Here is a 24,418-nt window from a genome sequence, read left to right on the forward strand (position 1 = left end):
GACGCGCTATCGCCGTCAGCGTCCGTGTGCCATGACGCGGTCCGCCTCCGCTGCCGCCGGGGCAATCGAGTCGAACTCGACGACGAGGTGGCGTGGTCCGCGCAGTTCCGGGTTGGGTCGGTACGGGGGAGGGTCGGCGACCAGGCTGGGGTTCACGAGCCGGCGGGCCAGTGCCGGCAACGCCACCTGTGTCTCGACCCTGGCCAGCGGGGCGCCGAAGCAGTAGTGGATGCCGCTGCCGAAGCCGAGGTGCCGGTTGTCGGTGCGCTCGGGGTCGAAGCGGTCCGGGTCGAGGAAGCGGTCGGGGTCGCGGCTGCCGGCGGCGAGCACCAGGATCAGCGGGGAGCCCTCGGGGATGGTGGTGCCCGCGATGTTGATGTCGGCGAGCGTGCTGCGCCGGGTCAGCATGTGCACCGGTGGTTCGTAGCGCAGCAGCTCCTCGACCAGCGGGGTGATCAGGTCGGGTTGGTGGCGTAGCCGGTCGAGCACGCCGGGGTGGCGCAGCAGGGTGAGCATGCCGTTGGCGATGAGGTTGACGGTGGTCTCGTGGCCGGCGATCAGCAGCAGGGCGGCGGTGCTGAGCAGGTCCTGCCGGGCCATCGGCGCGTGCGGGCCGGTGTCGGTCAGCAGCCCGGAGATCAGGTCGTCGCCGGGCTGGCGGGCGTGGTCGTCGGCGAGCCCGCCGAGATACGGGCCCAGCTCGGCCATGACCTCGTGCCGCCGTTGCTGACGCTGCGTGAACGTGCCCGTGGTGACATCGAGGGTCTCGACGAGCGCGTCGGCCCAGACGTGGAAGCGCGGCTGGTCCTCGCGGGGGACGCCGAGCAGGCGGCAGATCGCGGTTACCGGCAGCGGGTAGGCGAAGTCGTCGACGAGGTCGACGCGGTGCCTGCCGGCGAGGTTGTCGATGAGCCGGTCGGTGACCTCGGTCAGCCAGGGGCGCATGCCCTCGATGCGGTCGTGGGTGTGCGGTGGCCCGAACGGCCGCATGGCCAGCTCCCGCAGTCGGTCGTGCTCGGGCGGGTCGCGTTGGAGGAACGATTCGGGCAGTCCGGCCGGCGCCTCCTCGGGTGTGGCCGTGGTGGCTGCCATCTCGGGGTGGCTGCGGGGGTCGGAGCTGACCCGTGGGTCGTGCAGCAGCGCGAAGATCTCGCGGTACGTGCTCACGACGTAGGTGCCGTCGGGCTCGCGCGTAACCGGGGTCCTGCGCAGCTCGGCGTACAGCGGGTAGGGGTCAGCGCGGTTGGCGGGGTCGAGGATCTGCTCGACGATGCTGGCCGGTGCCATGGCATGCCTCCCTGGAGATCGCCCGGGCGGCCGTGCTGTGTGCCGCGCGGTGCATCGACGCTCGGGTCAGCCGTGGTAGAGCAGCTCCGCCCGCCGCTCACTCGGATCGTGGCCGGTCACCACGACGGTGGCCTCGAGATCGCGGGTCTTGCGGTCCGGCACCTGGGCCGGCACGGGCCGCCGGTCGGCCGGCTGGTCGACGGTGCGGAAGTCGGGCGGGAACGGTGCGGCCGCCTCGATCATGCCCTGGTAGAACTCCAGCCACTTGCCCTGGTCGAACCCGACGGCGGCGGTGATGCGGCCGTGGTAGCCGTAGACGGCAACGAACTGCCGATCGGCCACCGAGCCCTGGGTGATGACGAGCTCGTCGGCGAAGGTCGGCACACCGACGGACTTGATGTTCGTGCCGAACTGGGAGGACCAGAACACCGGGGTGGCCAGGTGCGGCCACCGGTCGGGCGGGGCATTGATCATGTTGTGGGCGGCGACCTCGGCCTGGGTGACCGCGTTGCCCCAGTGTTCGAGGGCGAGGAATTGGTAGTCGTACAGCGGGTGCGGGAAGCGTGCCACGTCACCGGCCACGAACACATCCTCGGTGACCAGGCCGTTGACGTCGAACGCGCGGCAACCGGCATCGCAACCTACCCCCCAGGCGCCGACGGCCAGGCCCGACCCGCGCAGCCATTCGGTGTTGCGCACCGCGCCCAGCGCCACCACGGCCACCTCGGCATCCAGGGTGGTGCCGTCGGACAGGTGGGCGCGGCGCAGCCGGCCGTTGCGATGACCCTCCAGCCGCGTGACGGTGAGCCCACAGCGCAGGTCGACGCCGTGCTCCCGCTGCAGGTCGGCGGCGACCGCGCCGATCACCCCGCCGAGGGCACCGACCAGCGGGGTGGGGCCCCGCTCGACGACCGTCACCGCCAGGTCGCGTTCCCGGCAGGCGGAGGCGACCTCCGAGCCGGTGAACCCGGCGCCGATGACCAGCACGCGCCGGGGCCCCTCGGCCAGCCGGTGCTGCAGGCCCGCGGCGTCGTCGCGGTCCCGCAGCACGAACACTCCGTCGAGTGCGGCCTCGGCGTCGTCGAACCAGGCCCGGGCCCGGGTCCCGGTGGCGATCAGCAGCCGGTCGAACCCGACCGCGTCGCCGTTGGCGAGGTGGACCTCCTTGCCGGCCAGATCCAGCCCGGTGGCGGGCACTCCGAGCCGCCAGTGCACGTCGAGGTCGGCGCGCAGCGGCAAATCGGTGTGGCCCGAGGGCATCGACCCGTCGAGGACCTGCTTGGACAGCGGTGGGCGGTCGTACGGCTGGTACGGCTCTTCCCCGATCATGGACAGGGAGCCCGTGAAGCCGTCCCGGCGCAGCACCGCCGCGGCCCGCAGCCCGGCCAGCGACGCACCCACGATCACAATGCGACCGTCCCGGCGGAAGGCCTCAACCGCCGCATCCCGTCGGCCCGACAGGGCCGAGCCGAATGGCCTGGCCGGTAAGACGGGACCCGGCGACGTGGCTGCCGACGGCGCGGCCGGCGCGGTAGCCTCCCGGGCGCCGATCCTGTCGACCAGGATGGCCTGCACCGGGCACGCCGCCGCCGCCCGCACGACTCGGTCCCGCTGCGCGTCGTCGGGCTCCGCGTCGTACATCAACGCCTCGGCGCCGTGCATTCGGAAGACGTCAGGGGCGAGAAAAGCGCACTGCGCATAGCCCTCGCAGCGCGTGAGATTCACGACAACCCTCATCGATCACCGCTTCCCGGTTCGCCCGCGGGCAAACCTCTGGCACCACCTGAGCCGGGCCACGCCCAGGAACGGCCAGAATTGAGCCGGGCCACGCCCGGGAACAGCCAGCACTCGATCCGGTGGTGGCCGTCTGCGGGTCGTAGGGCCGCCAGAATTCATCGCCGAAAGCGTGACGTCGGCGCGTCGACCGGTCGGTGTCACCCTTCGCGTCGCTCGATCGCGCCGGGTGAGCGGAATAGCGTGAGCTGCGGTGGCCGACGCGACGCGACCGGGGCAGGCACAACGGCGTATGGCCGCTGGGCGAGAACAACACTGCCACCTCGCTCGCATCACACGACAACTCACCGCGGGAATGACAGCGAGCGGCGCCGGTGGCAGATGACGGGGAGAGGCCGGTGATGTTGACACGCCTCGCGGCTCGGCTTGTACGGCCGACGCCGCCGCCGCTCGGGGCGGGTATCGCGGTCGGCGCGCTCTTTGTCGCGGTCGAGATGTTCCTGGTCTACCTGCTCGGCCGCATGGTGTCGCGAGACATCATGGTGCTGTTCTTCCTGCTCGGCGTGCTGGCGATCTCCACGATCTGGGGCGTGCGGCTCGCGTTGCCCATGGCGGTCGTGAGCGTCGCGGCGTACAACATCGGCTTTGTACCGCCTGTTCGGCACCTCGACGTCGGACAGAGGCGGCCCTGGGCGGAACTCGCGGCGTTCCTCGTCGCGGCCGTGCTGGCCAGCTTGATGGCCGAACTGGCCCGCGCTCGAGCGCTCGAGTCGATCGAACGCCGCGAGGAGGCCGACTTCTTCGCGGGGCTCGCCCGGCACTGTCTGGCCCTGCGCGACCTGCACTCGGTGCTGCCGGAGGCTTCCCGCCGCCTCGCGGGGATGCTGCGGCTGCAGTTCGCGGCGATCGAACTGGGCAGCGTCCCGGCCGAGGAGCGCCGAATGGCACTCCCGCTGAACTACGGATCGCAGACCGGCACCCTCCTGGTCCCAGCCGACTCGCCGGGGCCGGTCCTGCACCGGCTGCAGCAACGGGTAGTGCCCCGTCTGGAGATCGTGCTGCAGGCCGCGACCGAGCGCGAGGCCATCGCCAACTCCCTCCGCGATCTTGCGACCGAACAGGCGAGCCTGCGACGGGTGGCGCTGCTCGTCGCCCACGGCGCGCCGCCGGGCGATGTCGCCGCCGCGGTCGCCGCCGAGACGGCGTCGCTGCTGGCGGCGGACGCCACGAGGCTGATGCGCCGCGAGGTGCCCGGCACGGTCAGTGTCATCGGCGAGTACAGCAAACCCGGCACCGAACCCCTGCTGGGGCGGCAGTTCGCCGTCGAAGGCGGCATCACGGAGCTGGTGCTGCGCACCTCCGCCCCGGCCCGCGTAGACGGCTACGACCTGCGCACCGGTGCCCTCGCCGACCTGGCGCGCAAAGAGGGATTCAACTCGTCGGTCGCCGCACCGATCCTGGTCGAGAGCCGGATCTGGGGCGCACTCGTCGTGCTGTGGGAACGACGCGAACCGGCGCCACCCGACACCGAGGACCGGCTCGCACAGTTCACCGAGCTCGTCGGCACCGCGGTCGCGAACACCGAGAGCCGGGCCGAGCTCAACACGTCGCGTGCGCGAATCGTCCTGGCCGCCGACGAGGCCCGCCGCCGCATCGAACGCGACCTGCACGACGGCGTTCAACAGCGCCTCGTGTCGCTCGGCCTTGAGCTCCGCTCGGCCGAAGCGCTGCTGCCACCCGGCGCCGGCGAGGCCAAGGCGCAGCTCGACCGGACGACCGAGGGCCTGGCCAACGTATTCAGGGAACTGCAGGACATCTCGCGAGGCGTCCACCCGGCCATCCTCTCGCAAGGGGGCCTCAGGTCTGCGCTGAAGACGCTCGTGCGCCGCAGCCCCGTCCCGGTCACCATCAACCCGGGCCCTCGACGCCAGCTGCCCAGCTGCGTCGAGGTCGCTGCGTACTACGTCGTGTCCGAGGCACTCACCAATGCGGCCAAGCACGCCGGCGCCTCCAAGGTCGACGTGCACGTCGACCTCACGGTCGACGAGCGCACGGCGCGTGAGGTCCTCGTGCTCTCTGTCCACGACAACGGCGTCGGCGGCGCCGACCCGGCCCTGGGCTCGGGACTCGTGGGTCTCGTCGACCGGGTCGAGGCGCTCGGTGGACGCTTGCAGATCTCGAGTCCAGCAGGTGCCGGAACGACATTGCTCGCCACGCTACCGGCCGACATCGACTGCTCGTCTGCTTCTTGATACCTGGTGGATCTGTGCGGTGACGCTGAGCGGATGCGGTTTCCCGCGCCGGTGAGCGGGTACGCCCGCTTCCGGCAAACGGAAGGTGCACGAAGGTCTGAAAATGGTTGCGATCGATGGTTCCGTGGCGCTGGTGACCGGCGGTCGACGTGGCATCGGCAAAACGTTCGTCGATGCGCTGCTGCAGCGCGGTGCGGCAAAGGTCTACGCAACCGCACGAAAGCCCAGCCCCAGCCGGGACCCGCGGGTCGAGGCCGTTGCACTCGACGTCACCGATCCGGACGCGATCTCGGCTCTGGCCGGCCGCGCCCGTGACGTGAACATCGTCATCAACAACGCGGGGGTCTTGTTTCCGGCGCCGCTGCTGGACGCGGACATGACCGACGTGCTGGCGACATTCGACACGAACGTGTTCGGGGCACTTCGGGTTGCACGGAGCTTCGCCCCGATCCTGTCGGCGAACGGGGGCGGTGCGCTGGTCGACATGCACTCAGTGTTCTCGTGGGGTGCCGGCGCAGGCGCTTACGGCGCCTCGAAGGCCGCGCTGTGGTCGATCACGAACTCGCTGCGGATCGAACTGGCGCCGCAGGGGACGCAGGTCGTCGGCGTGCACCTCGGCTTCGCCGACACCGACATGGTCGCCGGAATTCCGACCCGGAAGATCTCCCCGGCCGAAGTCGCCGAACTGGCCTTGAACGGCATCGAGGACGGCGGCAACGAGGTGCTCGTCGACGCCCTGACCAGGCAGATGAAGGCCGCACTCGCCGGACCGGTGGAGGGACTCACCGTTCGCGTCGAGCGCTGAGCACCGCCGGCACCCAGTCCGCACCACCGTCACCCGCAAAGGACAGCGCAATGCCTCTATGGCAGGTCTATCACCCGGTCGGCGCCTACACCGCGCGGCAGAAGGAGGAGTTCGCCGCCGATGTCACGGCGTTCTACGCCAACCGCGGTCTGCCGAAGTTCTACGTCGTGACCCTCTTCCACGAGGTCCCCGAATCCTCGTTCCTGATCGGCGGAGAACCATCGAACACCTCCGTCCGAATCATGATCGATCACATCGCTCGCCACTCGCCGGATCCCGCCTCACGAATACAGATCGGCGAGAGCCTGAGCCGCCTGCTGGCTCCCCACACCCAGGACCGCGGCCTGTACTGCGAGTTCCACATCGACGAAACACCGCGCGAGCTATGGATGATCAACGGGCGGTGGCCTCCCGCGTCGGGCAGCGAAGCCGAGCAACTTTGGGTGCGCGAGAACCGGCCGGTTCCCTACTGACCGGCCGGCGGCAGGTCTTTCGAACATTTCTGCTCCTCGGCTGTCGAGAACATCCGGCCGGCTCCGTCCCAGGGGGACGAGCGGCCACGGACATGCCGCTCGACGACGCCGACGGAGGAGCGATCGCCGTGCAACCGACCGAGATCACCGAGATCCTGAACCGCCCGTTGAGCCAGGAGCTGCTGGCCCGCGACCTGACCCGCCTCGCCTACGTCGCCAAGGACGGCACACCGCGCAGTATCCCGATCGCCTTCACCTGGAACGGCTCGGAGATCGTCCTGTGCACTACGAAGAACGCCCCGAAACTGCCCGCACTGCGCGAGAACCCGATGGTTGCCCTGACCATCGACACCGAGGTCCACCCGCCGAAGATCCTGCTCATCCGTGGGCGGGCCGAGCTGGACGTCGTCGACGGCATCCCGGACGAGTACCTGCAGATGAACGGCAGCTACGAGATGACACCCGAGCAGCGCATCGAGTGGGAGGCCGAGGTCCGTTCGCTCTACGACGGCATGGTCCGGATCGTCGTCACCCCGACCTGGGCGAAACTCATCGACTTCGAAACCACCCTGCCCACCGCGGTCGAGGAGCTGATCCGGCAGCGGGCCGAACGTCAGCACGCCTGAGATCAATGCGGCCGCCGCCGCCCGGCCCGGCGACGCGGCGGATCCGCGACCGCGTGCCTGGCGCCTGCCAAACTACACGCGTGTAGTTGCCGATCAAGCCTTTGACCTGGTCAGAGGGCGGGCTAGCCTACGCTGCGTGAAGGTCATCGGCGCGATGCAGACGCCCGGCGGCGACTGGCGCGTCGAGGTGGTCCGGCATCCGAGCGGGTCTCGGTGGTACCGCCTGATCCACCACGACAACGTCGTCGACTATCTGACGATCAGGCGGGTCACGGAGCTGTTGGCGCAGGCCGGGGTGGACATGAGCGACCTCGTCGAGATCGCGGGGCCCGCCGCGCGCGCCGGTTGAGCTGGACCGGCGGCGTTACCTTGTGCTGGTGGCCGATCCGCTGCAGCCGAGCTTCTTGACGAGACTGCGGGCGGGCCTGGCCGGCGAGCGCGACACCGTCTACCTGGAGGCCCTGCGCGCGGCCGGCCGGGTCGCCTACGACGAGATGCTCGCCGCCGACGAGCTGCGTGAGCGGCTGCCCACGCTGTGGAACATCCCGGTCGCGCCGGCCAGCCAGCTGCTGGCCGCCTGGAACGCGTTCGTGCTGCAGACGCTCGGCGAGACGTTCCTCGACGCCGACTACGCTGCGCAGCCGGCCACTGCCGGATATGTGCCGCCGGTGACGTTCGACCAGGCGGCCGCGTGGCTCACCGCCGTCGGTGACTGGGTGTCATGGGCCCGGCAGGCGCGCGCGAACCCGGAGCTCGACCTCGCGCTGCTGACCGCGCTGCCGGCGCCGCTGCCCGCGTGGGCGGAGGTGATCACCTGCCCGCCGGTGCACCTGGCGGCGTTACAGGCCGCGGTCGCGCCGGTACGCGAGCACGCCGAGGTCGCGCTGCACGCGCTCGTGCGCCAGGGCGTGCCGCCGCAGTTCGAGTCCGCGGTACACCGGCTGCACCAGGACACGGCGGCGGCCGCGGCGGCCGTGGAGTACGCGGCGGGGCTGCGCACGGGGCGGCACCACCCCGGGCTGCACGAGCTGATCGAGCAGAACCTCAAGCGCGCGCTGGAGCTGTGGTACCGCGTCGGGCAGCTCGCGTCGATGCCGTCGCTGCTGTCCGGCCCGCGCTTCGACGTGTGGTGCATGACCGACCGCGCGACGCTGAGCCGCTGGCGCAACGACCCGCGGGCGTGCCAGGCGGTGCTCGAGATGTGGCGCGGCGACCCGAACCCGGCCGCGACGCTGGCGATCCAGTCGCGGATCGACGCCGGGCTGCGGGCCGGGGATCTGTGGTACCACGTGCCACGCTTCGGCGACACCTGCTACTTCGAGCCGCCATTCTCGTCGCTGTACGAGGTGCGCCGTCCCATCCGCATCGCCGGCATCGCGCTGCGCGTGCAGACCCAGTTCGCGGTCCGCGGCGGCGTGAACCGCGGCCTCGTCCTGGGCCCGTTCCGCCCCACCGAACGCGTTCGCTACCGCGTCGCGTAGGGCCCGCCCCCGAACACGTTTGCCGCCCGGCCGCAGAAACCCACCGCCCGAACGCGTTCGTCAACGTGCGGCGGTGGAGCGATGAACGAACGCGTTCGTCAGCGCCCGGAAGGAAGACGGCTCGACAGACTGTCGAATGTGGACGATAAACGCGGGTCAGGCGACCGGGGTCAGGGTCGCGGGCGCCGGTGACCGCACCTGCCGGCGGCGCGCCGAACGGGACTCCAGCGCGAAGCTCGCCCCGGCCAGCGCGAACCCGGCCACGCCGAGCCCGACGCCGACCCAGCTCGGCGCCACGTACCCCCAGCCGGACGCGATCACGACCCCGCCCAGCGCCGCACCGAGGCTGTTGGCGATGTTCATCGCCGACTGGTTGACCGCGGCGCCCATGAGCTGCGCGCCCGGCGCGACGCCGATCAGGCGCGACTGCATCGCCGGGCCGAGGAAGAGGCCGGCGGCGCCGATGAGGAAGGCGCCGGCGAACAGGGAGTAGCGGTTGTGGGCGAGCAGCGCGAACGCCGCCATGCTCGCGATGAAGACCACGAAACCGATCAGGAGGCTGCGGCGCAGGTCGCGGTCGGAGGCCCAGCCGCCCAGCGCGTTGCCGACCGTCATGCCCAGGCCCACGGCGACCAGGACCCACGGCACGGCGGACTCGCCCAGGTGGGCCACGTGCGTGGTGACGGGGGCGATGTAGCTGTCGATCGCGAAGAAGCCGCCGAAGCCGACCGCGGCGGTGACGGCGACGAGCCACACCTGCGGGCTGCGGAACGCGCGCAGCTCGGCGCGCGGGGAGCCGGCCGGGTCGGCGGGGGTGGCGGGGACGGTGAGCGCGACGAACGCGAGCGTAAGGGCGAACATCGCGGCGATCGCGAAGTACGCCAGGCGCCAGCCCGCGGCCTGGCCCAGCTTCGTGATGAGCGGGACGCCGAACACGTTCGCCGCGGTGAGGCCGCCGAGGACCGCGGCGAAGCCCTTGGCCTGGCTGCCGGGGCCGATGATCGACGCGGCGACGAGGCCCGCGGCGCCGAAGTAGGCGCCGTGTGGCAGGGCGGCCACGAAGCGTGCCACGAGGACCAGCCAGAAGCCAGGAGCAACAGCCGACGCCACGGTACCGAGGGTGAAGAGCCCCAGCAGCCCGACGACGAGCGTCTTGCGGGGCAGGCGCGCGGTCAGCGCCGCGATGGTGGGAGCGCCCACGACCACGCCCAGCGCGTACGCCGTGATCATCCAGCCACCGTGCGCGACGGCCTTGGCGGGCGACTGGGCGTACAGCTGCGGGAGGAGATCCTTGGAGATGTCCGGCAGCAGGCCCATGGCCACGAACTCGGTCAGGCCGATGCCGAAGCCGCCCAGCGACAGGGCCAGCAGCGCGGTCCAGCGGCGAACCGCGGTGAGGTCCTCCATGCGCGACAGTTTAGCAACGCTGTTGCGTTATAGGATGTGGTCGTGGACACGCCCGGTGCCGGCCTCGGCTACCTCCGCGGGTACAACGACGCGCTCGTCGTCGGGCTCGCCCGCGCCACGCCGCGCTTCGACCGCTCGTCGATCGCCGCCGCCACCGGGCTCACCCCGCAGGCGGTGTCGAAGGTCCTCGCCCGGCTGGTGGGCGACGGGCTGATCGAGCCCGCCGGGGTGCGCCGCCAGGGCGTCGGCAAGCCCGCGACCATCTACCGGATCGTCGCGGCCAGCCGGCACGCGATCGGGGTCCACGTGGCCCGCCCCGGCGTCCGGCTCGTGCTCACGGACCTGCTCGGAGCGGTCGTCGCCGGCGCCGAGGCGCCCCTGCCCGCCGACTTCACGCCCGAGGAGCTGCTCGACCGGGTGGACGCGGCGCGCGCCGAGCTGCTGCACCGCAGCGTGGTCGACCCGGCGCGGATCGTAGGCATCGGCATCGGCATGGTCGGTCCCCTCGACCACGCCAACGGCATCGTCCGGGACGCGCACCGCCTGCGACACTGGCATGACGTTGCGCTGCGAGAGCTCGCGGAACGGCGGTTGGCTCTTGCGGTACACCTGGACAAGGATGTAACCGCCGGAGTGACGGCGGAGGCATGGCGCCGCGGCGCCGAGTTCCGCGACGGCGTGCTCATCATGGTGGAGTCGGGCATCGGCGCGGGACTGTGGCTGGGTGGCGCCGCCTACCGCGGCGCGCACACCAACGCCGGCGAGTTCGGGCACACCGTCCTGCAGTTCGACGGACCCCGGTGCGTGTGCGGGCGGCGCGGCTGCCTGGAGATCCTGCACGACCGCGCCGTCGAGGCCGGCGACGTGCGCCTCGCCGCGCGGCTGCTCGGCATCGGCGTGGTCAACCTGCTGCAGACCACCGACGTCGGCCACGTCGTGCTCGCTGGCGCGGACCTGCTGCGCCACCGCGACGTCTACCTCGACGAGGTTTCCGCGGCGGTACGCCACCAGGTGCCCCGCGCCGACTGGCTCACGGTCGACGTCTCCGTGTCGGCGCTCGGCGGCGACGTGATCGCGGCCGGGGCGGCGATGCAGGTGCTCAACGCCGCCTACGGCCGCCCGTCACTGCACGGCGGCCCCGGCCAGTGAGTCACGGATCGTGAACACTCGGTCCAGCCCGGTGATCTGGAAGATGCGCAGCAGCCGGGCGTGCGGGATGACCAGCTCGACGACCCCGCCGTCCTCGGCGAGCCGCTTGTGCACGCTGATGAGCACGCCCAGCGTCGTCGAGTCGAGGAACCCGACGTCGCTGAGGTCCACCACCAGCGTGGATGCCCCGTCGTCGAGGATCCTGTGCAGGTAGGCGCGTAGCTCCGGAGCGGTCGCGACGTCCAGCTCCCCGCTCGCCGTGACCACGGCGCGCGGTCCATAGATCGTCGAGGTGACCTGCATCGGCGTCCCGCCCCTTCTCTGGATATTCCCTGGCGTGTGCGGATGGATATTCACGACTCGTACTTTCGTCCGGGTAAGCATACGTCCGAACGGCCGATTACTCCCGTCCGGACGGTCACCCATCAGTGGGTCGGTTCCCACGTCAGATGCTTGCTGAAACGGACAAGGGTCCCCGTGTCCTCGACCGAGACCACGTCGAGGCGCTCCACCACGGCGGCGAGGACGTGCAGGCCGCGCCCGCTCTCGCGCAGCCCGCCCGGCTCGTCGGCGGGCCGCACGGGGTCCACCGCCGGCACCAGCGCCGGGTCGAACCCGCCCCCGTCGTCGGTGACCTCGATCACGCACTCGCCCTCGTCGACCGTGACTTCGATGTGGTACCCGTTGGCGAGGCTCGCGTGCGACACGACGTTCCCACACGCCTCGGTGAGCGCGAGCCGAATGTCGTCGCGGCAGTCCTCGGTCACGCCGGCGCCCGCGAGCGCCCCGTCCAGGGTCCGCCGCGCGTCGCGGACCAGTGCGGCGTCGCGCGGCAGCTCCAGCGAGAACTGCAGACGCATCTCGTGCTGCGGCACATTTTCCTCCTTCGTCGCGACCACCGGCGTACCCACCACGCGCGCACCGAAAACTGTCGTACCCATCGGGGAAGATGCGCCCATGGACATCCGGGTCGCACACCACCGCAGCCGCGCCGCCAAGACCACCGTCACCACCGTCGTCGACGTCACCTCACGCGGCCCACACCCGTGGGTGCGTTTCAGCCCGTTCTATCCGCACGGCGGCATCCCGGTCCCCCTCAGCCCGGGCGAGACCGGCACGTCGGTAGAGGCGATCTGGCAGGCCCTGAAGGTGTTCGACACCGCCGACGTGGACCGCGCCCTGCTGTCCGCGACCCGCATGACGGGCCTGAAACGCACCGTGCGCCGCCACGGCCCGGTCCGCGGCCACCGCGCCGGGCTGGCCGGCACCGACCTGCTGGACTACGAGACGGCCCGCCGCCGCCTCTACCTGCCGGCCTACCGTTTCGTCCTCGACCATCACCTCACGGCGGAGCTCGCCCAGCTGCACCGCCTGGCCACGGCGGGCCCGGTGACCCTCCTGGACTACACGACCAACGGCGACGTCTCCGACCTGTCGACGCCCCTGTCGCACGCGGCCCTGATCCGATTACACGTCCTCGGCGAGTGGCCAACCGGGTGACCACACCGCCCGCGCCACCCGCACGCGGCCGGCGCCGGCCGGTTCGTCTCCGCGCTGGTGGCGCTGGCGGGGCCTCCGTCTCCTGACGGCCGGTGCCAGCTGGGGTTCCGTCTCCGCGCAGGGCGGCGTCTGCGGGCCGCGCCCGGCTCACGGTTTCGCCTTCGCGCGGGTGAACGCGGTCGGTTTACTTGCCGGTGTTCTGGAACCGCTTGCCGGTGCCGTGCGGGCAGCGCCCTTCGTTGACGATGGTGTTCGTGGTGGCGTCCAGGATGATGAAGTGGTCGCCCTGGATGATGTTGAGCCGACCGCCGGGGATCGGCGTCCCGGTGCAGTAACTGGGCAACGGCACCGTACGGCCCGCGCTCAGCATGGCCGGCTCCGCCTGCGGCACGAAGGCGGCCAGTGCGAGCACCCCGACCAGTGCCACCCGCGAGCCCCGCCGAGACCGGGCTCGGGGCTCGCGCGGCCTCGGTGCCGCGGCAACCGGCCGGTCGAGGTCGATGACCACCTCGGCGGTGTCCAGGTCCCGGCCGTCACCCGCCGTGTCGCCGAGGCCTGCCGCGTCCGGGTCTCGGCTGTCGCCGGCCGTGTCGCCGAGGCCTGCCGAGTGTGGGTCCTGGCCGTCGCCGGCCACGCAGCCGAGGTCTGCCGCGTGCGGGTCCCGGCCGTCGCCGGCCATGTCGGCGGGGTCTGCCGCGGCCAGGCCGGGCGCGCGATCGAACCGGGCCGCATCCGGGCTGTGCGGGCCGTGCGCGCGGTCGGACGGGTGATCACCGAGGGGACGCGGGGACATTACTGCATATCGTAGCCTTGCGATCGATGCGTTACTTCGTTTACTGCGCCGATCGCGCCGGCTCCTGGGACCAGCGGTACGAGCTGAGGGAGGCGCACTGGTCGTACATGGACGGGTACGAAGCGCAGCTGTATGCGCGCGGGCCGACGTTCAACGCCGATCGCACCGAGGTCACGGGGAGCCTGCACATCGTTGAGTTGCCGTCCGATGACGCGGCGTGGGCGTTTGCCGAGGAGGAGCCGTATCGGCGGGCGGGGGTGTACGAGGCGGTCGAGGTGTACCGGTTCGACGACCTGCTCGGGCGCTCGATGTGGCAGTTCCCGGGGCCGGACGGGGACCGGTTCCTCGCCGTTGCGCTCACCGGTGACGAACCGCCGGCGCCGAGCGGCGAGGACAGGCCGGGCGGCGAGGGCGGGTCGAGCGATGAGGGCGGGCTGATCGTCTACGGGGTGTTGCGGGACCTCGACGGGAACGCAGCCGGGGTGGGCGCGTGCGTGCAGGCCGGCGACGCCGATGCTGCGGGCGCGCTCGTGCGAGCCGTTGCGCACATCAAAGCCGACGTCCAGGTGACCGTGCGGCCGTGGCAGTTCGGCGGGCGGCCGGCCAGCTAGGACCGTGTAAGCCAGGACCGTGCGAGCTAGGACCGTGCCAGCTAGGACCGTGCGAGCCGGGACCGTGCGAGCCAGGATCGGGCGAGCCGGGAACGTGCTGGCTATGAAACTTGCGTGGCGGGAACGTGCTGGCTATGAAACTGCGTGGCGGGAACGTGCTGGCTACGAACGTGCGAGGCGGAACGGGGCGATGATCTCGCGGACCATTGCGGCGGCGCCCCAGTCGTCGTCGCCGTGTGCGATCGTGCTGAGCAGTTCGCGTAGGTACAGCAGGCTCATGCGGTCCCGCCAACCTGGTGGGGGAGGGGCTAGCTCCTCGTAGGCGTCGAAGCAGCGCTGGGACTCCGGCGGGCGCGGGGAGCACCACAGCATGGACAGGTCGGTCTCCGGCCAGCCGAACGAGACGGCCGGGTCGATGAAGGCCGGTGTGCCGTCGGGGGAGGCCAGGACGTTCTCGGTCCACAGGTCGCCGTGGGTCAGGCACGGGAGTTGCGGTGGGACCAGGTCCGGCAGGGCGTTGCAGAGGCGCTCGAGCGCGGCGCGGTCCTCAGCGGTCAGGGCGGCCTCGGTGTGCGGCTCGGGCAGCCAGCGCAGCAGGCGGTGTTCGGCGAAGAAGCGGTGGCCGTCGCTGGCCCATGCGTTGCGCTGGGGGAGGCGGCCCAGCCAGCCGTCCTCCGGCCAGCCGAAGCGGCCCGCGGCAGTGTCCCTTGTGGACAGGTGCAAGGTTGCCAGCATGCGGCCCAGCTGTTCCCAGAAGGCGGGCGTCGCGGGGCGCGGGAACAGGCGGGACAGGACGAGCAGGGCTGGTGTCGCGGCGTACACCTCCGGGACCGTCGCGCCGCCCAGGTCGTGCAGGGCGCGCAGGCCGGCGGCCTCGGTCTCGAACAGGCCGGGCACGGGGGTCGGCAGCGTCTTGGCGAACACCGAGGAGCCGTCCGTGAAGCGTACGACGCCGGCGAGCGCGACCACGCCGCCCGCGGCCGGGGTCACCGCGACGACCGGCATGCCGGCCTCGCGCAGCCGGCGCCGCAGCAGCTCCATGCCGGCAAATGTAGCGGGCAAACCGAATACAAACCCAACACGACTAAATCGAGCACGATCCCGACACGACCAAACCCCGAACACGAATCCAACCCAAGGGCTCCGGAAAGGCCGACGCACCCTGTCAGGTTTTCCTGGGACGGTGACGGCATGAACGCAACAGCACCACTGAAGGGACGGGTCGCGCTCGTCGCGGGAGCCACGCGCGGGGCCGGGCGGCAGATCGCCGTGCAGCTCGGGGCGGCGGGGGCGACCGTGTACTGCACGGGGCGGACCACCCGCGAACGGCAGTCGGAGATGGGGCGGCCGGAGACGATCGAGGAGACGGCCGAGATGGTCACGGCCGCCGGCGGCAACGGGATCGGGATCGGGGCCGACCACCTCGACCCGCGGCAGGTGCGCGACGTCGTGGCGCGCATCGACGCCGAGCAGGGGTGCCTCGACGTGCTCGTCAACGACATCTGGGGGGCCGAAGGGCTGTTCAGCTGGGACAAGAAGCTGTGGGAGGACGACCTCGACGTCGGGCTGCACATCCTGCGGCTGGCCGTGGACACCCACATCGTGACGAGCCACGCGGCGCTGCCGCTGCTCGTGCGCCGGCCCGGCGGGCTCGTGGTGGAGGTGACCGACGGCACCGCGCAGTACAACGAAAGCAGGTACCGCGTCTCCTTCTTCTACGACCTGGCGAAGGCGTCCGTGCTGCGCATGGCATTCGCGCTGTCCGAGGAGCTCAAGGGCTTCGGGGGCACCGCGGTGTCGCTCACGCCGGGGTTCCTGCGCTCCGAGCTGATGCTCGAGCACTTCGGCGTCACCGAGGCCAGCTGGCGTGACGGCGCCGCGAAAGATCCGCACCTCGCGATGTCGGAGACGCCGGTGTACATCGGGCGGGGCGTCGCCGCCCTCGCCGCCGACCCAGACCGGGCGCGCTGGAACGGGGCCTCGCTGTCCAGCGCGGCGCTGGCGAAGGAGTACGGGTTCACCGATGCCGACGGCAGCCGGCCCGACTGGTGGCGGTACGACGCCGAGGTCATCGGTGAGGGGCGGCCGGTGACTACGGAGGGCTACCGTTAGCCGGTGCGCGTCTCCCGGCTGATCTCGCTGGTGCTGCTGCTGCAGTCCGGCGGCACGCGCACGGCCGCCGAGCTCGCCGAGCAGCTCGAGGTGTCCGAGCGCACCATCTACCGCGACGTGCTGGCCCTGTCGGCGGCGGGCGTGCCCGTCTACGCCGAACAGGGCCGCGCGGGCGGGTACCGGCTGCTGGACGGCTACCGGACCCGCCTCAACGGGCTCAGCCGCGCCGAGGCCGAGGCGCTGTTCCTGTCCGGGCTGCCCGGGCCGGCCCGCGACATGGGGCTCGGCGAGGCGCTTGCGGCGGCGCAGCTGAAGGTCGCCGCCGCGCTGCCGGACTCGCTGCGGGAGGCCTCGGGGCGCGCCCGGCAGCGCTTCCATCTCGACGCGCCGGGCTGGTTCCGCGACGCGTCGCCGCCGCCGCTGCTGGGCGAGCTCGCCCGGGCGGTGTGGGAGGACCGGGTCGTGACGCTGGACTACCAGGGGCGGGCCGGCGCGGTGACGCGCAGCATGCAGCCGCTCGGGCTCGTCCTCAAGAACGGCATTTGGTACGTCGTGGGCCGCGTCGGCGCCGACCCGCGCACCTACCGGGTCGACCGGGTGCGCGCGGCCACGGCCACGCAGGAGCGCTTCGAGCGCGACGACGACTTCGACCTCGCCGCGTTCTGGAGCGAGCGGGCCGTGGAGTTCGAGCGGGCCGTGCTGGCCGAGACGGTCACCGTGCGGCTCAGCCCGGCCGGGCTTCGGCTGCTGCGCTTCGCCGTCGAGCCGATCGCGCACCGGGCGGCGACCGAGGGCGCCGGTCCGCCGGACGCCGACGGCTGGGTCACCGTCGAGCTTCCGGCGGAGTCGGTCCCCGTCGCCTACACCCAGCTGCTGGCCCTCGGCCCGGAGGCCGAGGCGGTCGCCCCGCCCGAGCTGCGGGAGCTGCTCGCCGCGTCGGCGGAACGCACCGCCGCCCTGTACCGGCGCTGATACGACAGCGCGGCCACCGCGAGCGCCCACCCGTAGCCACCGGCGGCGAGCGCCCCCGCGCTCACCGCGCTGTGCAGCATGAGGCTGCCCGTGCCGTACAGCGCCAGCAGCCCGGCCGCGGCCCACACCGCCGGCAGTGGCACCCCCGCCACGGCCGGTCGGATCAGCGTGGCCATCAGCCCCCACGCCGCCAGCGCCGCGGCGAGGACGGTCGTGGTGCCGTACCACGGCAGCCGGAACCCCTCGGCGACGAACGGCACGACCGACAGACACCCCGTGTAGGCGTACCAGCGCACGATCTTCGATGCTTCCGTTACCGCCATAGTGGTCAGCCTGCGCCGCTCGGTTGTGACGAGCCTGAGGAAACCTGTGAATCACTCAGGGACACGGCGGCCGCCGCGGCGAGCAGGCCCACGCAGCCGACCTCGAGCAGCCGCACGATCACCGCCTGCGGTGCGAGGAACCACTCGAGGAACGGCTGTACGAGTACACCCGGAAGCCACACCGCTGCCGCGGCCGTCCAGAACAGCCGGGGGCGCGCCCGGGGCAACGGCGCCGGCCCGGCCCCGGCCCGCAGCCAGCCGGTGCGGGCGATGTGCAGGGCCGCGGCGAGCACCGCCAGGCCCCGACCACCGACGAGCCGTAGTGCAGCACCCGCCACCACGGCTGGCCGGCGAACGCCTCCGCGTCCAGGAACGTCAGCTGCGTGGTGCCGCGGCTGGCGTTCGCGCCGTGCGTGACGAGGTCCCACAGCCGGTGCGACGCGGCGCCGAGCCAGGCGCTCAGCGCCGTGACGGCGAGCCGGTGGCGGCGGCCGGTGAGGGCGGCGTAGTCGCGCAGCGCGAACGGGCGCAGCACCCGCCAGCCGGGCATGTGCGCGACGACGGCGGGCGCCGCCGCGCGGGTGAGGATCGTGAGCAGGACCGTGGCCGGCACGCAGAACAGCACCAGCCCGGTCCAGGTGTGCGCGTTGTAGTTGAGGTAGGGCGACAGCGAGTACGGGAAGTCGGGCGCCGCCGAGCCGATGACGAGCGCGACCCCGTCGAACCATCGGCGCCGCGCGAACTTCAGCGGCAGGACGGCGGCCGCGTGCGACGGGAACGTCAGTGGCATGGGCAGAGTCTTGCGGTACCACCGCGGAAACAGGCTCCCGAACACGGAACCTTCACGGGATCTACCCGAGCAGCCCGGCGGCGAGGTCCACCAGGGCCGATCCGGCCACGGCACCGGCGATGCGCTCGCGGCGCTCGACGAAACGCCAGTCGATGACGGCCAGGGTCGGGTCGGACAAGTCCACCCGCACGGGCACGCGCACACCGGGCCCGACAAACCGCAACAGCGGCAGCGGTACCTCCTGACGCACCCGGGCCTGCGCCGTGCCACCGCCGGGAAGCGCCACGGCGAGGTCGATCCGGCTCGCGCTGCGCTCGTCGGGGTCGGCGTTCAGCCCGGTGATCGCCGTGATGACGGCCGTGGTCGGCGTGCCCTCGCGCAGCACCCGCCGCAGCCGGGCGAGCCGGCGCGCGCCGACGACGAGCAGTGGCAGCCCGATGCCGGCGAGGATCGGCACGAACGCGGCGGTGACCGCGAGGGTGATCCAGTCGTCGGCCGACGGCGCGGCGGGCAGCGACACCCACACCAGGGCGGTGGCGGCGGCCATGACGAGGGCGATCGGGGTGAGGATGGCGCCGGTGAGCCGGGCGATGCCGGCGCCGGTCTGCAGCGCCGGCAGCCGGGGCGGCGCGGCGTACGGGTGGGGGTTCGTCATGCCATCGAGCATCGCGAACCCCGCGCCCCCGGTCAGTCGTGCAGGTTCGATCCGTGCTGTGGTGCCTGCACCACGAGCGTCGCGTCGCCGACGAGCCGGTCGAGGAAAGCCGACAGTTTGCCCTGCAGGCGGGCCACCTGCTCCTCGACGGTGAGCGTCTCGTCGAGCCGCCCGCCGGCGCCCGGCTTGCGCAGCCCGCGCACGTACAGCGAGCAGGCGAGGTCGGAGCACAGGTACACCCCGACGGAGTCGCCGTTGCGCCCCGCCTTGCCCGCGCGGCGCCCGGTCATCAGCGACACGCCGCTGCCCGTGTGCGTGGTGAGGCACAGCGAGCACATCCCGCGGTGCAGGAAGCGACGGCCGCTCTGCGCGGCGACGCGCAGCGACACGGCGACGAGCGCCCCGCCGTGCTCAACGGCCAGGTAGGCCCGGTCCGGCGCGCCCGGGTCGCGCCACCCCAGGAAGTCAAGGTTGGCCCACGCTCGGTCCGCCAGGTCGCGCGGGACGTGGGCGCGCTGCGCCTCCCCGCGGGAGCAGTTGACGAAGGCGGCGCGGATGTCAGGTTCGGTCAGCGGTTCCACGACTCGACGGTACGACTGCCTAATGGGTTTAGGGAAGCGATTAAAGCACTTAGGCACGCAGGTGCTCGGCGAAGAACGCCGTGATGCGCCGCCGGGCGTCGTCGGCGGACGCCTCGTGCGGCCCGTACCGCAGGATCGGCCGGGCCATGCGCACCGAGAACGGGATCGGGTCGCCGGCCTTCTCGTGGTCGTTGAGGAAGCCGTGCCCGGCGTCCGCGTACTCCTTGACGTCGTGCGGCACCCCGCACGCGGTCAGCGCGTGCTCCAGCCGTTCGGCCGCCCCGCGCAGGGTGAGGTCGCGCGCGCCGAAGCTCCCGACCACGGGACAGGCGCCCCGCAGCAGGCCGGCGGCGTCCTTCGGCACCGTGCCGTAGTTCGCGCTCGCCGCCCCGAACCCGCGGCCCGGCGGCGCGAGCAGCAGCGCGAACCCGCCGCCCATGCAGAACCCGATCACGCCGATCTTCTCGGTGCACGCCTCGTGCGCCGCCAGCCGCGCGCGGGCGGCTTCGACGTCGTCGAACGTCGGCCCGGAGCGCCGCCGCACGTCGGCGAAGATCGTGCGCAGGCAGGTCATGCGCCGCCCCCAGAAGAACAGGTCCGGCGCGAGCGCGAGGTAGCCCTCGCCGGCGAGCCAGTCCGCCTGGTCGCGGGTGTCCTGCCCCATGCCCATGGCATCGTGGATGACCACGACGCCGGGGTGCGGCCCCGGCCCGGAGGGCTCGGCGAGGTACGCGGGCATCGCCCCATGCCCGGTACCGATGGACACCTCGGTCATGGCCGTGATGCTGCCAGCCTCGGCGTGTGTCGACCACCACAGACCCGCCGTTCCCAGATCTGAGATATCGTCCCGGATATGGGAAACGAGTCGGACCCGCTCGACGCGCGCCTGGCCGGCCGCCTCGCCGAGCTGCGCACCGAGCACGGCTGGTCGCTCGAGGAACTGGCCCAGCGCGCCGACGTGAGCCGCTCCACGTTGTCGCGCCTGGAGCGCGGCGAGATCAGCCCGACGGCGGCGCTGCTGGGCAAGCTCTGCGCCGCCTACGGCCGCCCGATGTCGCGCCTCCTCGCCGAGGTCGAGCCGGCACCGCCGCAGCTGCTCCCGGCGTCACGGCAACCGGTGTGGCGCGACCACGAGACGGGCTTCACGCGCCGCTCGGTATCGCCGCCCCACCCCGGCCTGCGCGGCGAGGTCGTGGAGTCGGTGTTGTCGCCCGGCGCGGACATCGCCTACGAGGAACCCCCGGTCGCCGGCCTCGAGCACCACCTGTGGATGCTCGACGGCTCGCTGCAGCTGACCGTCGACGGCGTCACGCACGCGCTCGTCCCGGGCGACTGCCTGCGGTACCGCCTGTGGGGCCCGTCCAGGTTCGTCAACCCCGGCCCCGGCGACGTGCGCTACGTCCTGCTCATCGTCCTGCCCTGAAGGATTCCCATGCACACGATCACCCGTCTGTCCCCGCAGTCGTACCCTGCACACGTCGACAACCTCGCCGCGGTCCTCGCCGACGTCGTCCGCGGCGGCGCCTCGGTCGGCTTCCGCGCTCCGTTCGGCGCCCGCGACGCCGCGGCCTGGTGGCGCAGCCGCGAGCCGTCGATCCGCGACGGCAGCCTGACGGTCTGGATCGCCGAGGACGGCACCGGCGTGGTCGGCACCGTGAGCCTTTCCCTGGAACCGAAGCCCAACGGCCGCCACCGCGCCGAGGTCGTCAAACTGATGGTCCACAGCCTGTCGCGCGGCCACGGCCTGGGCCGCGCCCTGCTGGACACCGCCGAGCAGGCAGCAGCATCGGCCGGCGCGACCCTGCTCCTGCTCGACACGGCAACGGGCAGCCCAGCCGAGCGCTTGTACGAGACAGCGGGCTGGACGCGCTACGGCATCGTCCCCGACTACGCCACCACCCCGACCGGCACCCTCGAGCCATGCAGCTTCTTTTACAAGCAGCTGACCGCTTCTCACACTGCGTAGCGGCGTTGATCAATAATTTGACGGCGTCGGGTAAGGTTAAGTGCAGGAAAGCGGAAGGGCGGCACGCGACCGGCATCGCGACGACATGCCCGCCCTCTCGCCAACGTTGAACGCCTGACTGGCCCGGCTTCGCAGTGATCGACCACGGCACCCACGCGCACGTGCACGCGCGGCACGCCGCTCGCACCTTTTGCTCCTCACGTCTCCACCGTTTCCACCGTTGCGTTGCCCGCTTGCTTCGCCTTTGCGCGTTGGCTGCGATCGGCGATCGGTGGTTGGTGGTTGGCGATGCTTCGCGGCGGTCGCGACGGCCCTGCGTTGCAGCGACGGCCCGGCCTCGGCGTTGCGCGGCGGTCCGGCCTCGGCCATCGGCCCCGCGGCGGTCCGCCTCGGCGTTGCGCCGTGGTCCGGCATCGGCTATCGGCCGCGCGGCGGTCGGGCATCGGCGTTGCGGGTGTCGCGGTGCCACCGTCAGGCCGCGCGGCGAGCCGGTGCGCGGAGCCCGGCCAGCGGCACGAGCCCGGCGAAGAGCGTGGCCGCGGCCAGCGGGATCAGATCGAGGTTGACGGCGATCATGAGGAACCCGAACAGCACCGCGACCGGGCTCCAGGCCGGCAGCCGCCGTGCCCGGACCAGCTGCACCAGCAGCGTGAGCATGCCGAGCTGGAACGCGGCCGGCCCGGCGATCTGCAGAGCGTCCGGCAGCGGCGCCGCATTGGCGAACGCCGGGGACAGGTCGCCCGCGATGACCCACAAGAAGGCGGCCGTGCTGGCCAGCGCGGCGACCGTCGCGAGGTTGGACAGCAGGCGGTTGCCGAAGTCGGGGAACGGCAGCATCCGGCGCACGCCGACCGCCATCGCGCCGAGCAGCGCCATCGCGGCGAAGAACAGCACGTGGCCCGTATTCCACAGCAGGCCGCCCTTGTCGTGGTGGCCGTCGAGGCCGTCGATCAAGCGCAGGGCGCCGTAGCCGAACAGGAGCACCGGCGCCGCGATGGCGCCGGTGCGCACGAGAGGCGAAGTCGTCATGCATTGAGCTTTGTCGCCGCGCGCGGCGCGGGCATCCGGGCAGAACCCCGACGGTACCCGTAGGTGCGCCGCAGCAACGACCCTGAGCTCGCGGCGATCCAGCCCCACGCGAGGATCACGCCGACGAACAGGGTGAGGGCACCGGCCCGGCCGCCGGTCATCGCCCACAGCAGCAGGGCGGCGAACGCGAGCGCGGCGATGCGGCCGGTGCGGGCCCACGTGCGCCGGCCCTCGGCGGCGAAACGGCGGGCCAGCACGAAGCAGAGCGCGATCATCGCGAAGAAGGACAGGCTGCCGCCGACGTTGTGCACGATCGCGTGCCAGCTCATCGTGGTGGGGGCGCCGAGGGGAGTGCCCGCCGGGAAGCCGTCGCCCGGGTCGAGGCGGAAGACCGCGGCGATCAGCATGCCCGCGCCGATCATGACCAGCAGCCGCGGCGCCCACGTCGCACCTCGGCCGCCGCCGCCGTCGGGCCCGGACCCGTTGTCAGGCCCGGACAGGACCGCGCGGGTGCCGTAGGCCGCGAGGAGCGACAGCAGGCCGGTCACCACGAAGTTGGAGATCTGGATCCATCCGAGGTTGCCGTTCGAGAGCATGCTCACCGGGTGGCGAGTCAGGTCGAAGGCGTCCCGGGTGAGGGCCTGCGCCAACGCCACCACCGCGAACAGAGGCGCGGCCAAGATCCCGGCGAGCAGAGAAAAGCGGATAAATCGTGACATGTCGTGAAACTCCTTCGGCGCTGTGGCGATGATTGCCTGCACTCACGCGTCGAGTTGGGTCAGCGAGTTTCGACGTAGCCCGCCAGAAAAAGTTCGGCGCGGTCAGAAAAGGTCGGCCAGGGTGCCGAACAGGTCGGCACACCACGACGCGAACGGCGCGCGGTCGATTCGGGTCGGGTGCACGCGGTTGGAGAGCACGACCACGCCGTAGCCGCGCGACGGCTCGAACCACACGCGGTTGCCCACGAAGCCCGACGCGCCGAAGCTGTCCGGGGCCGAACGAGGGCCGCCGATGCCGCGGGTCGGGTGCAGCCACCAGCCGGCCGCGAAACGTTCGCCAGCCGAGTTCGTCGCCAGGCACGGCGGGGTTCCCGCGGCGAGCCACGGGCGGGCGGCCGCGGCGACCAGGGAGAGCGTGCCGAAGGCGCCGGCGTGGCCGGAGACGCCGCCCATCGCCCACGCGTTCTCGTCGTGCACCTCGCCGACGATCACCCGGCCCCGCCACGAGCAGCGCTCGGTCGCCACCGCGGGCTCTAGCGAGGTCGCCGCCGCGGGCTCTAGTGAGGCCGCCACCGCGGACTCCAGCGAGGCCGCAACCGCCGGCTCCAGAGAGGTCGCCGCCGCGGGCTCCAGGGAACCGAACCGCAGGCCGGTGCGGCGGGCAGCCAGGGTGGCGAGGGACGAGCCGGTCAGGTCCGAGACCAGGGCGCCCAGGACGATGTACCCGATGTCGCTGTACACCGCCTCCGGCCGCGACGGCGTCGTGTCCAGCGCGGCCTCCACGATCGCCGGCCCGCTCAGGGTGCGATAGAAGGGCGCGTCGGGCGGCAGCCCGGAGCGGTGCGACAGCAGGTCGTCCAGCGTCGCGCCGCCGATCGGGCGGCCGGCCGCGCGGGACCAGAACGAGGCGATCGGACGGTCCCGCGCGGCCGGCAGATCCAGCACCTCAGGCAGCGTGACGAGGACCTTGGTCAGGCTGGCGAGGTCCCACCAGCAATCGGCGGTGACAGCACGGCCCGTCGTCAGGTCGGCGGTGCCGTGCACGGCCGAGGCGAGGACCCCGGCGGTGTCGAAGACGGCGACCGCAACGGCCGGCATGGGGGCGCGCCGGGCCCGGCCGGACACGAGGTCGGCCAGGCCCGCGGGCGCGGTG

28 protein-coding genes are annotated in these 24,418 nt (G+C 72.2%); 13 read left to right on the forward strand and 15 right to left on the reverse strand.

Annotated features, from left to right (window positions below; translation table 11 throughout):
• Positions 1-15 precede the first annotated feature (15 nt).
• Positions 16-1,287: a cytochrome P450 gene (locus ABD901_RS17550; RefSeq protein ID WP_345127974.1), complete on the reverse strand. Its 1,272-nt coding sequence runs from the start codon at positions 1,285-1,287 to the stop codon at positions 16-18.
• A gap of 66 nt (positions 1,288-1,353) precedes the next feature.
• Positions 1,354-3,024 (reverse strand): FAD-dependent oxidoreductase, encoded by a 1,671-nt coding sequence (locus ABD901_RS17555; RefSeq protein WP_345127975.1) that lies wholly within the window; start codon positions 3,022-3,024, stop codon positions 1,354-1,356.
• A 398-nt stretch (positions 3,025-3,422) separates the two neighbouring features.
• Between ABD901_RS17555 and ABD901_RS17560 the strand changes: the two genes are divergently transcribed.
• The 6 genes from ABD901_RS17560 (at position 3,423) to ABD901_RS17585 (ending at position 8,658) form a co-directional block, all read left to right on the forward strand.
• Positions 3,423-5,273 carry a DUF4118 domain-containing protein gene (locus ABD901_RS17560; RefSeq protein WP_345128202.1) on the forward strand — a complete coding sequence of 617 codons (1,851 nt, stop codon included), beginning with the start codon at positions 3,423-3,425 and terminating at the stop codon, positions 5,271-5,273.
• A gap of 103 nt (positions 5,274-5,376) precedes the next feature.
• A complete protein-coding gene (locus tag ABD901_RS17565; RefSeq protein ID WP_345127976.1) occupies positions 5,377-6,078 on the forward strand; it encodes an SDR family oxidoreductase in 702 nt (233 codons plus the stop codon).
• Between the two features lie 50 nt (positions 6,079-6,128).
• Positions 6,129-6,551, forward strand: a complete 423-nt coding sequence (locus ABD901_RS17570; RefSeq protein WP_345127977.1) for a tautomerase family protein — start codon at positions 6,129-6,131, stop codon at positions 6,549-6,551.
• Positions 6,552-6,679: 128 nt separating this feature from the next.
• Positions 6,680-7,177 (forward strand): pyridoxamine 5'-phosphate oxidase family protein, encoded by a 498-nt coding sequence (locus ABD901_RS17575; RefSeq protein ID WP_345127978.1) that lies wholly within the window; start codon positions 6,680-6,682, stop codon positions 7,175-7,177.
• 136 nt (positions 7,178-7,313) lie between these two features.
• Positions 7,314-7,526 carry a hypothetical protein gene (locus tag ABD901_RS17580; RefSeq protein ID WP_345127980.1) on the forward strand — a complete coding sequence of 71 codons (213 nt, stop codon included), beginning with the start codon at positions 7,314-7,316 and terminating at the stop codon, positions 7,524-7,526.
• A 28-nt stretch (positions 7,527-7,554) separates the two neighbouring features.
• Positions 7,555-8,658, forward strand: coding sequence for a hypothetical protein (locus ABD901_RS17585; protein ID WP_345127981.1), 1,104 nt, complete (start codon positions 7,555-7,557; stop codon positions 8,656-8,658).
• 156 nt (positions 8,659-8,814) lie between these two features.
• On the opposite strand, the gene ABD901_RS17590 is transcribed toward ABD901_RS17585, so the two are convergent.
• Positions 8,815-10,065 (reverse strand): MFS transporter, encoded by a 1,251-nt coding sequence (locus ABD901_RS17590; RefSeq protein ID WP_345127983.1) that lies wholly within the window; start codon positions 10,063-10,065, stop codon positions 8,815-8,817.
• Positions 10,066-10,107: 42 nt separating this feature from the next.
• On the opposite strand from ABD901_RS17590, the gene ABD901_RS17595 reads away from it, so the two are divergent.
• Positions 10,108-11,214, forward strand: a complete 1,107-nt coding sequence (locus ABD901_RS17595; RefSeq protein WP_345127985.1) for an ROK family transcriptional regulator — start codon at positions 10,108-10,110, stop codon at positions 11,212-11,214.
• On the opposite strand, the gene ABD901_RS17600 is transcribed toward ABD901_RS17595, so the two are convergent.
• Positions 11,188-11,517 (reverse strand): STAS domain-containing protein, encoded by a 330-nt coding sequence (locus ABD901_RS17600; protein WP_345127986.1) that lies wholly within the window; start codon positions 11,515-11,517, stop codon positions 11,188-11,190. The two genes, ABD901_RS17595 and ABD901_RS17600, sit on opposite strands and share 27 nt — an antisense overlap.
• A gap of 122 nt (positions 11,518-11,639) precedes the next feature.
• Positions 11,640-12,089, reverse strand: a complete 450-nt coding sequence (locus ABD901_RS17605; RefSeq protein ID WP_345127988.1) for an ATP-binding protein — start codon at positions 12,087-12,089, stop codon at positions 11,640-11,642.
• Positions 12,090-12,171: 82 nt separating this feature from the next.
• Here ABD901_RS17605 and ABD901_RS17610 point away from each other — a divergent pair, with 82 nt between their 5' ends.
• Positions 12,172-12,714 carry a DUF6939 family protein gene (locus ABD901_RS17610; RefSeq protein ID WP_345127989.1) on the forward strand — a complete coding sequence of 181 codons (543 nt, stop codon included), beginning with the start codon at positions 12,172-12,174 and terminating at the stop codon, positions 12,712-12,714.
• A 184-nt stretch (positions 12,715-12,898) separates the two neighbouring features.
• On the opposite strand, the gene ABD901_RS17615 is transcribed toward ABD901_RS17610, so the two are convergent.
• On the reverse strand, positions 12,899-13,507 hold the full coding sequence (locus ABD901_RS17615; protein WP_345127990.1) for a hypothetical protein: 609 nt from the start codon (positions 13,505-13,507) through the stop codon (positions 12,899-12,901).
• A 26-nt stretch (positions 13,508-13,533) separates the two neighbouring features.
• On the opposite strand from ABD901_RS17615, the gene ABD901_RS17620 reads away from it, so the two are divergent.
• Positions 13,534-14,118, forward strand: coding sequence for a YciI family protein (locus tag ABD901_RS17620; RefSeq protein WP_345127991.1), 585 nt, complete (start codon positions 13,534-13,536; stop codon positions 14,116-14,118).
• A 162-nt stretch (positions 14,119-14,280) separates the two neighbouring features.
• On the opposite strand, the gene ABD901_RS17625 is transcribed toward ABD901_RS17620, so the two are convergent.
• A complete protein-coding gene (locus ABD901_RS17625; RefSeq protein WP_345127992.1) occupies positions 14,281-15,159 on the reverse strand; it encodes a fructosamine kinase family protein in 879 nt (292 codons plus the stop codon).
• A 150-nt stretch (positions 15,160-15,309) separates the two neighbouring features.
• Between ABD901_RS17625 and ABD901_RS17630 the strand changes: the two genes are divergently transcribed.
• Positions 15,310-16,230 carry an SDR family oxidoreductase gene (locus ABD901_RS17630; RefSeq protein WP_345127993.1) on the forward strand — a complete coding sequence of 307 codons (921 nt, stop codon included), beginning with the start codon at positions 15,310-15,312 and terminating at the stop codon, positions 16,228-16,230.
• A 3-nt stretch (positions 16,231-16,233) separates the two neighbouring features.
• Positions 16,234-17,202 carry a helix-turn-helix transcriptional regulator gene (locus ABD901_RS17635; protein ID WP_345127995.1) on the forward strand — a complete coding sequence of 323 codons (969 nt, stop codon included), beginning with the start codon at positions 16,234-16,236 and terminating at the stop codon, positions 17,200-17,202.
• Here ABD901_RS17635 and ABD901_RS17640 read toward each other — a convergent pair.
• The 5 genes from ABD901_RS17640 to ABD901_RS17660 all read right to left on the reverse strand — a co-directional run bounded on the left by ABD901_RS17640 (position 17,091) and on the right by ABD901_RS17660 (position 20,326).
• Positions 17,091-17,525: a hypothetical protein gene (locus tag ABD901_RS17640; RefSeq protein ID WP_345127996.1), complete on the reverse strand. Its 435-nt coding sequence runs from the start codon at positions 17,523-17,525 to the stop codon at positions 17,091-17,093. The genes ABD901_RS17635 and ABD901_RS17640 overlap by 112 nt on opposite strands.
• Positions 17,526-17,643: 118 nt before the next feature.
• Positions 17,644-18,315 carry a DUF4184 family protein gene (locus ABD901_RS17645; protein WP_345127997.1) on the reverse strand — a complete coding sequence of 224 codons (672 nt, stop codon included), beginning with the start codon at positions 18,313-18,315 and terminating at the stop codon, positions 17,644-17,646.
• Positions 18,316-18,376: 61 nt separating this feature from the next.
• Complete coding sequence (locus tag ABD901_RS17650) at positions 18,377-18,970, reverse strand: DUF3592 domain-containing protein (RefSeq protein ID WP_345127998.1); 594 nt, start codon at positions 18,968-18,970, stop codon at positions 18,377-18,379.
• Positions 18,971-19,002: 32 nt separating this feature from the next.
• Entirely contained in the window at positions 19,003-19,551 is a 549-nt protein-coding gene (locus tag ABD901_RS17655; protein WP_345127999.1) for an FBP domain-containing protein, read from the reverse strand.
• A 49-nt stretch (positions 19,552-19,600) separates the two neighbouring features.
• Entirely contained in the window at positions 19,601-20,326 is a 726-nt protein-coding gene (locus ABD901_RS17660) for a dienelactone hydrolase family protein (protein WP_345128000.1), read from the reverse strand.
• A 78-nt stretch (positions 20,327-20,404) separates the two neighbouring features.
• Here ABD901_RS17660 and ABD901_RS17665 point away from each other — a divergent pair, with 78 nt between their 5' ends.
• Both ABD901_RS17665 and ABD901_RS17670 read left to right on the forward strand, forming a co-directional pair.
• Entirely contained in the window at positions 20,405-20,974 is a 570-nt protein-coding gene (locus ABD901_RS17665; RefSeq protein ID WP_345128001.1) for a helix-turn-helix domain-containing protein, read from the forward strand.
• A 9-nt stretch (positions 20,975-20,983) separates the two neighbouring features.
• Complete coding sequence (locus ABD901_RS17670) at positions 20,984-21,517, forward strand: GNAT family N-acetyltransferase (RefSeq protein WP_345128002.1); 534 nt, start codon at positions 20,984-20,986, stop codon at positions 21,515-21,517.
• 471 nt (positions 21,518-21,988) lie between these two features.
• Here the strand turns inward: ABD901_RS17670 and ABD901_RS17675 are convergent, their stop codons facing one another.
• The 3 genes from ABD901_RS17675 to ABD901_RS17685 all read right to left on the reverse strand — a co-directional run bounded on the left by ABD901_RS17675 (position 21,989) and on the right by ABD901_RS17685 (position 24,390).
• Positions 21,989-22,546 (reverse strand): hypothetical protein, encoded by a 558-nt coding sequence (locus tag ABD901_RS17675; RefSeq protein WP_345128003.1) that lies wholly within the window; start codon positions 22,544-22,546, stop codon positions 21,989-21,991.
• Positions 22,543-23,265 (reverse strand): DUF998 domain-containing protein, encoded by a 723-nt coding sequence (locus ABD901_RS17680; RefSeq protein WP_345128004.1) that lies wholly within the window; start codon positions 23,263-23,265, stop codon positions 22,543-22,545. Before ABD901_RS17680 ends, ABD901_RS17675 begins: the two co-directional genes overlap by 4 nt.
• 102 nt (positions 23,266-23,367) lie before the next feature.
• Positions 23,368-24,390 carry a serine hydrolase domain-containing protein gene (locus ABD901_RS17685; protein ID WP_345128005.1) on the reverse strand — a complete coding sequence of 341 codons (1,023 nt, stop codon included), beginning with the start codon at positions 24,388-24,390 and terminating at the stop codon, positions 23,368-23,370.
• Positions 24,391-24,418: the final 28 nt, after the last annotated feature.

It is taken from the genome of Dactylosporangium darangshiense, assembly GCF_039537565.1.
GTDB lineage: Bacteria > Actinomycetota > Actinomycetes > Mycobacteriales > Micromonosporaceae > Dactylosporangium > Dactylosporangium darangshiense.